The sequence below is a fragment of the Rossellomorea oryzaecorticis genome (genome assembly GCF_045897515.1).
GTDB classification, from domain to species: Bacteria; Bacillota; Bacilli; order Bacillales; family Bacillaceae_B; genus Rossellomorea; species Rossellomorea enclensis.
Window position 1 is genome coordinate 300,842 of record NZ_JBJOSA010000002.1, and the last position, 13,988, is coordinate 314,829.

Consider the following 13,988-nt stretch of genomic DNA (forward strand, 5'->3'; position numbering starts at 1 on the left):
AGGTGAAATACTGTGAAGATAATAACCGTACATCATCCTCATTCGTTTAAAAAAGAAGATTTTCCACCGATGGTCCTTGCACTCGGATATTTTGACGGGATTCATAAAGGCCATCAGAGGGTTATCAAAACGGCCGTTCAATCGGCTGGAGATCAACATTTACATAGTGCTGTGATGACATTTGATCCCCATCCTTCTGTGGTGCTCGGGCATAAGCATAAACATATCCATTTCATTACTCCGCTTGAAGACAAAAAGGAAATCATAAGCAACTTAGGGGTGGACTATCTGTTTGTTGTACGTTTCACTTCTGAGTTTGCGTCCCTGCTTCCTCAGGAATTTGTCGATCAATACATCATCAATTTAAATGTCCGCCAAGTAGTGGCTGGTTTTGATTATTCTTATGGACGGATGGGAAAGGGCACGATGGAAACACTGCCTTTTCATTCCCGGGAAAGATTTACTTCCATCACCGTTCCAAAGCTTACGGAAGAAGAGGATAAGATCAGTTCAACTTTAATCAGGAATCATTTGAAAGAAGGCAATGTCTCGAAGGTAACCACGCTTTTGGACAGACCTTACAGAATGAAGGGCACCGTCATTCATGGCGACAAACGCGGGCGTAAAATAGGCTTCCCTACAGCGAATATTGAATTGACACACCCTTATTTATTACCGAAAAACGGGGTGTATGCTGTCCGTATGAAAATCCATAACCAATGGTATGATGGCGTGTGCAACATTGGTTTCAAGCCGACGTTCAAAAATCCTGATGACTATTCCTTATCAATTGAAGTGCATTTGTTTGAGTTCAATTCTTCCATTTACGGCGAAGAGGTATATATCGAGTGGTTTGAAAGAATACGTGACGAACAGAAATTCTCGGGAATTGACGAGTTGATCTCACAAATTCAGAGGGACAAAGATACGGCTATTACGTACTTTTCGGGAATTTGATGTTATCCCTTGATTTTTGTAGAAAAAAGTAGTATTCTAAATAGCGTATGAAATGAACCTTTGCTTGGCATCACGAATCACCAACGTATGCTCGGTAACAGGGGATTTGAAAGAAATCATTAGGAGGTGAAAAGGATGGCTATCACTAAAGAGCGTAAAAACGAACTTATCAGTGAATACAAAACACATGAGAACGATACTGGATCTCCAGAAGTTCAAATTGCTGTCCTAACAGAAGAAATTAACAATCTGAACGATCACTTGCGCGTTCACAAGAAAGACCACCACTCTCGTCGCGGTCTTCTTAAAATGGTAGGTCACCGTCGTAATCTTTTATCTTACCTGCGTAAGAAAGATGTACAACGCTACCGTGAGTTAATTAACAAACTAGGTTTACGTCGATAATCAGACACAAGGAAGCGGGAATATTTCCCGCTTTTTCTTTAGTTTTAATAAGTGGAAATCTTTGTATGATTCTCCATTACTTTTTAAGTAAGGCAATCAAAGATTTTATTTCAAAAGTGTTCATATAACGTCAATTTGTCTACAATACATAATAATGAGAATTGAATATAACAGCACTTTAGTGCATGATATAGATTACTGTATTTATTTATTACGGGTAAGGTTAAACCGACACCCTTTAAGTGATGTATAAAGAGAGGGGTACACTTTATGGAACAAACTAAACAAACTTTTTCCATCGACTGGGCTGGAAGAGAATTGACGGTGGAAGTGGGCCAATTGGCTAAACAAGCCAATGGAGCAGTATTGGTACGCTATGGAGATACTGCAGTACTGAGCAGTGCAACTGCATCCAAGGAGCCGAAGCCGCTTGATTTCTTCCCGTTGACAGTCAACTATGAAGAAAGATTATATGCGGTCGGTAAAATTCCGGGTGGCTTTATCAAACGTGAAGGACGACCAAGTGAAAAAGCCATCCTGGCCAGCCGTTTAATCGACCGTCCTATCCGTCCTCTTTTTGCAGACGGATTCCGAAACGAAGTACAAGTCATCAGTATGGTCATGAGTGTGGATCAAAATTGTTCGTCTGAAATGGCGGCTATGTTCGGGTCTTCACTGGCGCTCTCAGTATCCGATATCCCATTCGAAGGACCAATTGCGGGTGTAATCGTCGGACTGATCGATGGCGAATTCATCATTAATCCATCTGTAGAGCAGCTCGAAAAGAGTGAAATCCATCTTTCGGTTGCGGGTACTAAAGATGCGATCAATATGGTTGAAGCAGGGGCAGATGAAGTCCCTGAGGAAACAATGCTTGAAGCAATCATGTTCGGTCATGAAGAAATTAAACGATTAGTCTCATTCCAGGAAGAGATTGTTGCTAAAGTCGGTAAGGAAAAACTGAAAATCGAGCTTTTCGAACTTGATCAAGAAATTGAAAAAGAAGTTCGTTCACTATGTGAAGAGGAATTGATCCCAGCCATCCAGGTTCAGGAGAAACATGCACGTGAAGAAGCGATTTCCTCTGTCAAAAAAAATGTCATGGCTTCTTTCGAAGAAAAGGATGCTGACGACGACACATTGAAACAAGTAAAAAAGATTCTGGACAAGCTAGTTAAAAATGAAGTGCGCCGCCTGATCACTGAAGAGAAAGTACGTCCTGATGGCCGTAAAGTAGATGAAATCCGTCCGCTATCTTCAGAAGTCGGCCTTCTGCCAAGAACGCACGGATCCGGCCTGTTCACACGCGGACAAACACAGGCACTCAGCATTTGTACATTAGGTGCCCTTGGGGATGTCCAAATACTGGATGGTTTGGGGATTGAAGAATCCAAGCGATTCATGCACCATTATAATTTCCCTCAGTTCAGTGTAGGGGAAACCGGTCCGATCAGAGGACCAGGCCGCCGCGAAATCGGTCACGGTGCTCTCGGTGAGCGTGCTCTTGAGCCTGTTATCCCAAATGAAAAGGATTTCCCTTACACTGTCAGACTCGTTTCTGAAGTACTGGAATCCAACGGGTCCACTTCACAAGCGAGTATCTGTGCAAGTACGCTTGCCATGATGGATGCAGGGGTGCCGATCAAAGCACCTGTAGCAGGTATCGCAATGGGACTTGTAAAGTCAGGGGAACATTATTCCATTCTGACTGACATTCAAGGTATGGAAGATTTCCTTGGGGATATGGACTTCAAGGTAGCAGGTACATCAAAAGGGGTTACAGCACTCCAGATGGATATTAAGATTGAGGGACTTTCAAGGGAAATCCTTGAAGAAGCACTTCAACAGGCAAAAGCGGGCAGAATGCAGATCCTTGACAGCATGCTTGCAACATTAAGCGAATCAAGATCGTCGCTTTCTCAATATGCTCCAAAGATCCTTACAATGCACATCAACCCGGATAAAATCCGTGATGTTATTGGTCCAAGCGGTAAGCAAATCAATAAAATCATTGATGATACTGGTGTCAAGATCGATATCGAACAAGATGGTACCATCTTCATCTCTTCTACTGATGAAGAAATGAACAAGGTTGCGAAGAAAACGATTGAAGATATCGTAAGAGAAGTGGAAGCTGGCCAAATGTATCTTGGTAAAGTGAAACGAATTGAAAAATTCGGAGCTTTCGTAGAGATCTTTGCAGGAAAAGACGGGCTGGTCCATATTTCTGAAATCGCTGAGGAGCGTATCAGAAAAGTTGAAGATGTTCTATCGATCGGAGATGAAATCCTAGTTAAAGTCCTTGATGTGGACAACCAGGGAAGAGTCAACTTATCGAGAAAAGCAGTTCTGAAGGAACAACGCGAAAAAGAAGAGCAAAATCAAGCATAACTGATCCCGATGATAGACAGGCTGTCCTGTTGGAGAACAATCTCTCGACAGGCAGCCTTTTTCTATGCAGTTCAAACCACGTTCTACCTTGTCCTTATTTTTCATATGTTAAAATGAAGGAAGGTGGATGACGGTGGGAAAAAAATACTTGATTGGGATTTGTGTAATTGCTATTCTGACATTATTGGCAGTAGATAATCCATTATCAGATCAGTATGTACTCAGCTTGAAACATGAATCTGCAGCGGTAAGCGGCAGCAGTACAGAAGAATTATCCAAGAAAATAAAAGAAGCAGCGAAAACAAAGAGCTTTCCTGCACAAGACGCAAAGATTGACACTGTCTGGAAGGCCACTCCTGGTTATAACGGGGTAAAGGTAGATGTGGAGAAATCATTGCAAAATATGAAAAAGGAACGGGGCTTTTCAACTGAAAAGCTTGTATATGAGCAAATATCTCCGGAAACCCATTTATCCGATTTACCTCCGTCTCCAGTCTACAGGGGAAATCCTGATAAACCGATGGTATCTTTTATCATAAATGTCGCATGGGGCAATGAATTTATTCCAGATATGCTCGCAACTTTGAAAAAACATCACGTTTATGCTACCTTTTTTCTAGAAGGCAGATGGGTTAAGAATAACCCGGAATTAGCAAAAATGATCGTGGATGCAGGACATGAGATAGGAAATCATTCTTATTCCCATCCCAATATGGAGACTCTTGAGACATCGAAAGTAATGTCAGAATTGAAGAAAACAAATGAGATCATTGAAGTGACTACCGGGAAAAAGGTGAAATGGTTTGCACCGCCGAGCGGAAGTTATAGGGATGAAGTGGTGAAAATCGCTCACAATATGGATATGCGCACGATTATGTGGAGTGTTGATACAATCGACTGGCAAAAACCTCAGCCGGATGTCCTTATCAATCGTGTTATGTCCAAGCTGCATAAGGGGGCCATCATCCTTATGCACCCGACCGCTTCAACCGCAAACTCTCTTAACAGCTTGATTGTACAGATTAAAGACAAGGAGCTGCGGCTTGGTACGATCTCAAGTTTATTCAAAGAAGAAAGAATCATTGAAAATATCGATCATTCATCGAGCTCATCATTCTCTGCATCATGAATAGGAGGAACACTTTTTGATAAAGAAACATACTTGCCAAAATGGACTAAGAATCGTATTAGAGGAAATCCCTACTGTCCGATCCGTTGCAATCGGTGTTTGGATCGGTGCAGGTTCACGTAATGAAGTACCCGATAATAATGGGATCTCCCATTTTCTTGAGCATATGTTCTTCAAAGGAACAAAAAACAAGTCTGCCAGAGAAATCGCAGAATCATTCGACAGCATCGGCGGACAAGTAAACGCATTTACCTCTAAGGAATATACCTGCTATTATGCCAAGGTTCTTGACAACCATGCAGAATATGCCCTACATACGCTGTCAGACATGTTTTTCAATTCTTCTTTCGATGAAGAGGAAATGGGCAAAGAGAAAAATGTTGTTTATGAAGAAATTAAGATGTATGAAGACACTCCGGATGATATCGTCCATGATCTTCTCAGTAAAGCCATCTATGAACAACATCCGCTAGGTTATCCGATTCTGGGTACGGAAGACACACTGAGTACGTTTAATAAGGAAAAATTAAAGCAATATATGCATGATATGTATACACCGGAGCAAGTCGTCGTATCCGTAGCAGGTAATGTGAATGAAAGCTTCATCAAAGAAGTGGAAAAACTTTTCGGTTCCTATAAAGGCGGCAAGGGTCCAGCCGAAAGGGTCCAGCCATCTTTCCACTACAATAAGCTTGCACGAAAGAAAGATACTGAACAAGCCCATCTATGCCTGGGCTTCGATGGCCTTCAAATCGGCCACAGTGATATTTATAATCTGATTGTATTGAATAATATTGTCGGAGGAAGCATGTCATCCCGTCTATTCCAGGAAGTAAGGGAGCAGCGGGGATTGGCATATTCCGTATTTTCCTATCACTCCGCTTACCAGGATAGTGGAATGGTAACGATTTATGGAGGAACCGGGGCAAATCAATTGGACCAATTATTTGATACGGTCCACCATACCCTGGAAGATCTAAAGGCAGAAGGCATCACTTCCAAAGAGCTCACCAACAGCAAGGAACAGCTAAAAGGAAACTTGATGCTGAGCCTTGAAAGCACTAACAGCCGTATGAGCAGGAATGGGAAGAATGAATTACTATTAAAACGCCATCGTACCCTGGATGAAATTGTGGAAGAAATCGATGGAGTCACAATGGAAAAGGTCAACCGGATTGCAAAAGACATCTTTACAGATGATTATGCCGTTTCGCTGATCAGTCCGGATGGAAGCCTCCCAAAGAACATTAAATAAAGTAATCAAAAAAAGCAGGTGAAAGCCTGCTTTTTTATATTCATTGACAGAAACCCCTTCTAAATATACTGGACAATGTATACATTGTACTACAGAGCAAAATGGAAGGACTGATTTCAGTGAGGTTGAGTGAGCTAAGCGGAAAAGAAATCGTGGATTACCGGAAAGCCGAGAGACTGGGCGTGCTCGGTCACACGGATTTAGAGTTTGATGATAAATCGGGCCATATCCATGCCCTTGTCATACCAACGGGTAAATGGTCAAGGAAACAATCAGGCGAAATCCGGGTTCCCTGGCATCAGATCAGGACAATTGGTACTGATATGATCATATTGGAAGTTTCAAGTGATTAATTGAAAATAGAAAGAAACGCTGAACGGGGATAATTCCCGTTCTTTTTTTATGCAAATTGCCACTGAGGAACCGCCACCGCTTTTGTATTGTCCAGCTGCGGCGGCTAGTCCCTCGAGGTCATAACCTAAACGGTCCAGGAAGGCAAAGAGCGCCTTCCAGGCCCGTTTATCTTATGCTTGTCGGGTCTGAGCAAGCCGCCTCCGCTTTTCTTATTGTCCAGCTACGGCGGCTAGAGGCTCGAGACATAAGCCATGCCAGCCAAAAAGGCAAAGAGCGCCTTTGTGGCTGCCCTGTCTTATGCTTTTCGCCTCTGAGCAAGCCGCCTCCGCTTTTCTTTGTCCAGCTACGGGGCTTAGAGGCACATGTCATAAGTCAAACCGTCCAAGAAGGCAAAAAGCGCCTTCGTGGCCGGTCCGCCTTATGCCACCCGCCTCTGAGCAAAGCCCCTTCGCTTTTCTTTTCACCCATTAGTTGTTCATAACATACACTGTTGAAGTGAAAAGGGATTTCGAATAGCGATTATGTTAAAAGAAGGTGAAAGCAGTGATGTTGACCGGAATGCAGATCGCAGTTCTAGGCGGAGATGCTCGCCAGCTGGAGATCATTCGCAAGCTGACAGAGCTGGATGCGAAGATTTCTCTGGTTGGTTTTGAACAGTTGGATCATGCCTTTACAGGGGCAGTGAAGGAAAAATTAGGTGAGGTAGATTTCTCCATAATGGATGCCATCATCTTACCTGTTCCCGGCACGAATCTACAAGGAGAAATCGATACGATCTTTTCAAATGAGAAAATTTGTCTCAGTGAAGATCTCGTATCCCAGACGCCAGAGCACTGCACGATCTATTCAGGAATTAGCAATGAATACTTGGATAACGTAATGAAATCAACAAACCGTAAACTGGTTCAGTTATTTGAGAGAGACGATGTTGCCATCTATAATTCAATTCCTACTGTGGAAGGAACAATTATGATGGCTATTCAACATACCGATTTTACAATACATGGGTCTTCCATTGTGGTTCTGGGTCTTGGGAGAGTGGGCATGAGTGTGGCCAGGACATTCAGTAATCTGGGAGCAAAAGTAAAGGTGGGTGCAAGAAAAAGCGAACATCTTGCCAGGATCACGGAAATGGGGCTTGATGCATTCCATCTTGACCAATTGACTAAGGAAGTGGAAAGCTGTGATATCTGCATTAATACCATTCCTACCTCCATTATAAAAGCGAATGTAATTGCAAAGATGCCTCCTCACACCCTTATCATTGATTTGGCATCCAAACCGGGCGGGACCGACTTCCGTTATGCGGAAAAAAGGGGGATAAAAGCGCTGTTGGCTCCGGGACTTCCTGGAATTGTCGCCCCGAAAACGGCCGGTCAGATATTAGCTAATGTTTTAGCACAGCTTCTTGAAGAAGATTTTGATTCTGGAAAGGAGAGCTTAACTTGAGTATTAAAGGAAAGCGGATCGGATTTGGATTAACAGGCTCACATTGTACGTATGATGCTGTATTCCCGGAAATTGAAAGACTGGTTAATAACGGGGCAGAAGTGATGCCGATCGTCACCTCCACGGTAATGAACACTGAAACGAGATTTGGAAAAGGGGAAGACTGGATCAAGAGAATTGAAGATGTCACAGGGCACAGGGTGATCGATTCAATTGTTAAAGCAGAACCGTTAGGACCCAAAATACCTTTGGACTGCATGGTGATCGCCCCGCTTACTGGAAATTCAATGAGTAAATTTGCGAACGCCATGACAGATTCGCCAGTACTTATGGCTGCAAAAGCCACCCTGCGGAATCATCGTCCTGTCGTATTGGGGATATCAACAAATGATGCATTGGGATTGAATGGTATAAATCTCATGAGGTTGATCTCGACTAAAGATATTTATTTTATACCATTCGGCCAGGATGCACCGGAAAACAAACCCAAGTCAATGGTTGCAAGAATGACGCTCATCCAAGAAACGATTGAGGCTGCTATAGAAGGAAAACAACTTCAGCCGGTCATTATTGAAAAATTTTTAGACTGAATTGATTCGAAGGCTATCATCTGCCGGTTGGATGGCCTTCTTTTCATGCAGATTTATAAATCATCAAAAAAACCACTATTGTCAAATAATTGTTTATGTTAAAATAACCTTTATTATAGTAAACGACTAAATTGTTTGTACTACTATGAGAGAACATAAATGGCTGGAAGGAGAGAAGAGTTTTGAATACAAGTGGTTTTCATGTAGCAGTGGTCGGTGCGACGGGTGCTGTCGGCCAACAAATGCTTCATACGTTAGATAAAAGGGATTTTCCAATTAAACAGCTGACGTTATTATCTTCGGCACGTTCGGCAGGCTCAAGTGTCACTTTCAGAGGGAAAGAATGGAAGGTGGAAGAAGCTAAACCGGAAAGCTTCGAAGGAGTTGATATTGCCTTATTCAGTGCGGGGGGAAGTGTATCCAAGCTGCTTGCTCCTGAAGCTGTAAAACGCGGTGCCATCGTGGTGGACAATACAAGTGCTTACCGTATGGACCCGGATGTTCCGCTGGTTGTACCTGAAGTCAATGAAGAAGATATCAAACTCCATAAAGGAATCATTGCGAATCCAAATTGCTCCACAATCCAAATGGTAGCTGCTCTTGAGCCCGTCAGAAAAGAATATGGATTAACAAAAGTGATTGTATCTACTTACCAGGCAGTATCAGGAGCAGGGGCTGCCGCAATTGATGAAATGCATGAACAATCCCAGGCAATCTTAAATGGAGACGCATTTGAGCCATCTGTATTGCCTGTAAAAGGAGATAAGAAGCATTACCAGATCGCGTTCAATGCCGTGCCTCAAATTGATATGTTCCAAGACAATGGATTTACATTTGAAGAAATGAAAATGATCAATGAAACTAAAAAGATCATGCATATGCCTTCACTTAAAGTATCTGCAACTTGCGTAAGACTTCCTGTTGTAACAGGTCACTCTGAAAGTGTATATATTGAAGTAGAAAAGGATTCCGTCTCAGTGAAAGAATTGCAATCCCTGCTGCAAGAAGCACCAGGCGTGACACTTCAGGATATCCCTGAAGAACAGGTTTACCCAATGCCTGCCTATGCGGTAGGAAAGCCGGATGTTTTTGTAGGAAGGATTCGCAAGGATTTAGACGAAGACAATGGATTCCATATGTGGATTGTTTCAGACAATTTATTGAAAGGCGCAGCATGGAACTCTGTACAGATTGCTGAAAGCCTTGTTAAACTTGGATTAGTGAAATAAATAAGAGGATCGTCCTTCTACTATTCGTATCCTATTATCAGCCAATTCACAGCCTTCATGCCTCTTGAACATTGACAATGAGGTGTAGTCATGAAAGTGATCGTTCAAAAATTTGGTGGGACGTCTGTACGGGATGAAGCAAGCCGGATAAAGGCTCTTGCTCATATTAAAGGAGCAATCGATAAGGGTTATAAGGTCGTTGTAGTGGTCTCTGCAATGGGAAGGAAGGGAGAACCATATGCCACAGACTCCCTATTATCCTTGATCGGAGGCACACATGCCCTTGTAAGTAAAAGGGAACAGGACCTGCTGTTATCCTGCGGTGAAATTATCTCCAGTCTGGTTTTCTCCACGATGCTGCTAGATGAGGGCATCCGGTCCACAGCATTAACCGGGGCTCAGGCGGGCTTTGTAACAAACAATGATTTTACAAAAGCAAAAATCATTGAAATGAGATGCAGCCGTTTATACCAGGAACTTGAAAACCATGATGCTGTGGTCGTTGCAGGATTTCAGGGGGCAACAAAAGATGGGGACATCACCACGATAGGCAGGGGAGGAAGCGATACCTCTGCTTCTGCACTTGGAGCTGCATTGAAAGCGGAGTATATTGATATTTTTACCGATGTCGAAGGCGTCATGACTGCAGATCCGAGGATATCGGCAAAAGCCAGGCCGATTTCGGTTGTTTCCTACAATGAAGTTTGTAATATGGCTTATCAGGGGGCGAAAGTGATCCACCCGAGGGCAGTCGAGATTGCAATGAATTCAAATATTCCGATCCGGATAAGGTCCACCTACTCGATGGGTGAAGGCACACTGGTGACGACTGCAGAAAATACAAAGGCACACAAAGAATTCAGAAATCACCCAGTCACGGGTATTGCACATGTAAGTCAACTTACCCAGATTAAAGTATTCGCCAAAAAGGATCAGTATAACCTTCAGGCTGAAGTATTCAAGGCAATGGCAAATGAGGGGATAAGCGTTGATTTTATAAACATTTCCCCCCGAGGAGTCGTTTATACTGTTGCTTCGCCTCTTGCCGGAAAAGCAGTGGCGATCCTAAAGAAAAAAGGTTACGACCCCGCAATAGAAGAAAACTGTGCCAAGATTTCGGTAGTCGGCGCCGGGATGACAGGTGTGCCGGGGGTCACTTCGGCTATCGTGACATCTCTGTCCGACAATGGAATCCGTATACTTCAATCCGCAGACAGCCATACGACGATCTGGGTACTGGTAAAGGAAAATGAATTAATCCGCGCGGTGAATGCCCTCCATGACACGTTTCAGTTAGAGAAGGCACATTGCACATTTAAAGCAGGATAGATTTAGTAAAGGGGAGTGTAAGTCTTGAATTTTGGCCGTGTTTCTACCGCAATGGTCACTCCGTTTGATCATAAAGGAAATATAGATTTCATCAAAACGACCCAGCTGATAAATTATTTAATTGATAATGGCTCTGATTCCCTTGTGGTAGCTGGCACAACAGGGGAATCGCCAACATTAACAAAAGAAGAGAAGGTTGCCTTATTCCGCCATGTTGTAAAAGTCGTCGATGGCAGGATCCCTGTGGTAGCTGGAACGGGAAGCAATAATACGCATGCATCGATTGAGTTGACAAAAAAAGCAGAAGAGGCAGGCGTCGATGCCATCATGCTGGTGGCCCCTTATTATAATAAGCCAAGTCAGGAAGGGTTATATCAGCACTTCAAGGTAATTGCAGGATCAACCTCGCTGCCTGTCATGCTCTATAATATACCAGGCAGGTCGTCAGTGAATATTGCGCCGGAAACCATCATCAAATTGTCAGAAATCGATAATATCACAGCTGTCAAAGAAGCAAGCGGTGATTTAGATGCCATGACGGAAATCATCTCTAATACACCGGAGGACTTTGCACTGTACAGCGGTGATGACGGCCTTACTCTGCCAATCTTGTCAATCGGCGGGAGCGGGATCGTTTCAGTTGCATCCCACATCATCGGGAATCAGATGCAGGAAATGGTCCATCAATTTGTAGAAGGCAATATTGCCTCTGCAGCCAAAACCCATCAAAAGTTGCTGCCGATTATGAAAGGCTTGTTCACAAGCCCGAGCCCGACACCAGTAAAAACCGCACTGCAAATGAAAGGTATGGATTTCGGTTCTGTACGTCTTCCGCTCATTCCATTATCCGAAGCAGAAAGAACAAAACTCAGCCAATTGATCAAAAGTATATAGTCAAAAATGTGCAGGGATAACCTGCACATTTTTTTATTGTGCGCCCGGCATGGGTGTGATCTATAGGGTGAGAGTCCCGAGCCGTGAAGACAGTTGTAGCGGTTAGCTTAACGCAAGGGTGTCCGGGGCGACCCGGAATCTGAAGGAAGCGGGCGGCAAACCTCCGGTCCGAGGAACACGAATCTCATATAAGGCTTGTTGCACTGGATAAGTCTGCAATACAAGATGAAGTCCGAACTGTCGAAGGTGCAGAAAGTAAATGAGGCGGATAGATGGAGGGAAAGATTGCACTCTTACCCGGGGAGATCTGGCGGATACGCCTTGAATACTTGGTAACCGGAGAAGCGATTCTTCGCTGAACCGCCAGAAGTCAGCCGAGGTCATAGTACCGGCTTTTCTCGAGGAAGCCGGGAAGGACTGAACAATCAAGAGAGTGCCACGACCTGGCTCATGGTAACTGAGAGACTCACAGACAATCTGAAATGAGCTGTCCACTTAGAGGTAACGGTGAATTCCGTGAGGGCTGGTGGGAGTGTGAGGCAGGGCCATCGAAAGAGGAAACGTGACACACGAAGGAAAGGAATATCAGTGATGTTGATGAATATGATTCTGTCTAAACCAAATATGCTTGAAGCACTGAAACGTGTAGAGCGTAATAAGGGAAGCCATGGCGTGGATCTTATGCCCGTACAAAACCTGCGATCGCATATCATGCACGAATGGCAGAGGATTCGAAAGAATCTTCTTGGGGGAACCTACAAGCCGGACCCGGTACGTCGGATCGAAATCCCGAAACCAGACGGCGGCGTCCGGTTGTTAGGTATCCCAACGGTGACAGACCGTATGATTCAACAATCAATTGCCCAGATACTCTCTCAGATATACGATCCAACCTTCTCTGATCATAGTTATGGGTTCCGACCAAATCGGAGTGCCCATGACGCCGTAAGAAAAGCGAAAACGTATATCCAGGAAGGATATCGCTGGGTTGTCGATATTGACTTAGAGAAATTCTTCGACAGAGTGAATCATGACAAGCTCATGGGTCTTCTCGCGAAGAAAGTAAAGGACAGAACACTTCTGAAACTGATTCGTTCTTACCTCAATGCCGGAATTATGATAGAAGGTGTAAAGGTGAAGAGTGAGGAAGGTACTCCACAGGGAGGCCCTCTTAGTCCATTGCTTTCTAACATCATTTTGAATGAACTGGACTAGGAATTAGAGAAACGGGGGCTTTGCTTTATACGGTACGCAGATGATTGTAATATCTATGTCCGTTCGCCTAAAGCCGGTAACCGGGTGATGAATTCAGTGACAACGTTTCTTGAGAAGAAACTTAAACTGAAGGTAAACCGAAAGAAATCTGCGGTGGACCGTCCTTGGAGAAGAACGTTCCTTGGCTTTAGTTTTACATCAAATCGCAAACCAAAAGTCAGAGTTGCCGCCAAAAGTATAAAACGGTTGAAACAGAAAATCCGTTCTCTAACTTCAAGATCTTCAGGGTGGTCGATGGAGGGGCGAATCAGAAAGCTGAACCAATATCTAATGGGATGGATCGGCTATTTTCAACTCGCTGATACACCCAGCTTCCTAAAATACCTGGATGCATGGATCAGAAGAAGATTACGAATGTGTCTGTGGAAGCAGTGGAAACTGCCGAAAACGAAGGTCCGTAACCTCATTGCGCTCGGCGTTCCAAAATGGAAAGCATATGAGTGGGGTAATACCCGAAAGGGTTATTGGAGGATCGCACAGAGTCCAATACTACACAAAACCCTTGGCAATTCCTTCTGGAATCGCCAAGGGCTCCTAAGTCTTATCGTTAGGTACGAAAGTCTTCGTCAATCATCTTGATTGAACCGCCGTATACCGATCGGTACGTACGGTGGTGTGAGAGGTCGGGGATTAATCATCCCCCCCTACTCGATTGATCAAAAGCACTGATTAAAAGGAAAAATATATAATTAAAAAAAGGATTTGATCTTCCGGTATCGAAATAGTTACGT

General features: G+C 43.8%; 11 protein-coding genes and 1 pseudogene. All 12 read left to right on the forward strand.

The features are described from left to right. The first annotated feature begins 12 nt into the window (after positions 1–12). The 12 genes and pseudogenes from ribF (at position 13) to ltrA (ending at position 13,836) form a co-directional block, all read left to right on the forward strand. The gene (gene ribF / locus ACKA06_RS03660) at positions 13–957 is read left to right on the forward strand and encodes a bifunctional riboflavin kinase/FAD synthetase (protein WP_032088790.1); all 945 of its coding nucleotides are present in this window, start codon (positions 13–15) and stop codon (positions 955–957) included. 135 nt (positions 958–1,092) lie between these two features. Continuing rightward, positions 1,093–1,362 (forward strand): 30S ribosomal protein S15, encoded by a 270-nt coding sequence (rpsO, locus tag ACKA06_RS03665; RefSeq protein ID WP_032088789.1) that lies wholly within the window; start codon positions 1,093–1,095, stop codon positions 1,360–1,362. Positions 1,363–1,632: 270 nt separating this feature from the next. Then, entirely contained in the window at positions 1,633–3,753 is a 2,121-nt protein-coding gene (gene pnp / locus ACKA06_RS03670; RefSeq protein WP_032088788.1) for a polyribonucleotide nucleotidyltransferase, read from the forward strand. Positions 3,754–3,880: 127 nt separating this feature from the next. Further along, a complete protein-coding gene (locus tag ACKA06_RS03675; protein WP_411159010.1) occupies positions 3,881–4,882 on the forward strand; it encodes a polysaccharide deacetylase family protein in 1,002 nt (333 codons plus the stop codon). A gap of 16 nt (positions 4,883–4,898) precedes the next feature. Further along, positions 4,899–6,137 carry a M16 family metallopeptidase gene (locus ACKA06_RS03680; RefSeq protein ID WP_197670781.1) on the forward strand — a complete coding sequence of 413 codons (1,239 nt, stop codon included), beginning with the start codon at positions 4,899–4,901 and terminating at the stop codon, positions 6,135–6,137. 119 nt (positions 6,138–6,256) lie between these two features. Continuing rightward, complete coding sequence (locus ACKA06_RS03685; RefSeq protein WP_411159011.1) at positions 6,257–6,490, forward strand: YlmC/YmxH family sporulation protein; 234 nt, start codon at positions 6,257–6,259, stop codon at positions 6,488–6,490. A gap of 547 nt (positions 6,491–7,037) precedes the next feature. Further along, positions 7,038–7,940 (forward strand): dipicolinic acid synthetase subunit A, encoded by a 903-nt coding sequence (gene dpaA / locus ACKA06_RS03690; RefSeq protein ID WP_058298437.1) that lies wholly within the window; start codon positions 7,038–7,040, stop codon positions 7,938–7,940. Further along, on the forward strand, positions 7,937–8,530 hold the full coding sequence (locus ACKA06_RS03695) for a dipicolinate synthase subunit B (protein WP_032088783.1): 594 nt from the start codon (positions 7,937–7,939) through the stop codon (positions 8,528–8,530). The genes dpaA and ACKA06_RS03695 overlap by 4 nt, the downstream gene beginning before the upstream one ends. 182 nt (positions 8,531–8,712) lie before the next feature. Continuing rightward, positions 8,713–9,759 carry an aspartate-semialdehyde dehydrogenase gene (gene asd, locus ACKA06_RS03700; protein ID WP_411159012.1) on the forward strand — a complete coding sequence of 349 codons (1,047 nt, stop codon included), beginning with the start codon at positions 8,713–8,715 and terminating at the stop codon, positions 9,757–9,759. 90 nt (positions 9,760–9,849) lie between these two features. Beyond that, a complete protein-coding gene (gene dapG / locus ACKA06_RS03705) occupies positions 9,850–11,088 on the forward strand; it encodes an aspartate kinase (protein WP_411159013.1) in 1,239 nt (412 codons plus the stop codon). A gap of 24 nt (positions 11,089–11,112) precedes the next feature. After that, positions 11,113–11,982, forward strand: coding sequence for a 4-hydroxy-tetrahydrodipicolinate synthase (gene dapA / locus ACKA06_RS03710; RefSeq protein ID WP_269751501.1), 870 nt, complete (start codon positions 11,113–11,115; stop codon positions 11,980–11,982). Between the two features lie 591 nt (positions 11,983–12,573). Next, positions 12,574–13,836 (forward strand): annotated as a pseudogene (gene ltrA / locus ACKA06_RS03715) (group II intron reverse transcriptase/maturase). The last annotated feature ends 152 nt before the right edge of the window (positions 13,837–13,988 follow it).

What these genes read in the sequence shown, in the direction of transcription:
- rpsO (WP_032088789.1), top strand. Translation starts at nt 1,093, where the DNA reads ATGGCTATCACTAAAGAGCGTAAAAACGAACTTATCAGTGAATACAAA.
- dpaA (WP_058298437.1), top strand. Translation starts at nt 7,038, where the DNA reads ATGTTGACCGGAATGCAGATCGCAGTTCTAGGCGGAGATGCTCGCCAG.
- dapG (WP_411159013.1), top strand. Translation starts at nt 9,850, where the DNA reads ATGAAAGTGATCGTTCAAAAATTTGGTGGGACGTCTGTACGGGATGAA.
- pnp (WP_032088788.1), top strand. Translation starts at nt 1,633, where the DNA reads ATGGAACAAACTAAACAAACTTTTTCCATCGACTGGGCTGGAAGAGAA.
- ACKA06_RS03675 (WP_411159010.1), top strand. Translation starts at nt 3,881, where the DNA reads ATGACGGTGGGAAAAAAATACTTGATTGGGATTTGTGTAATTGCTATT.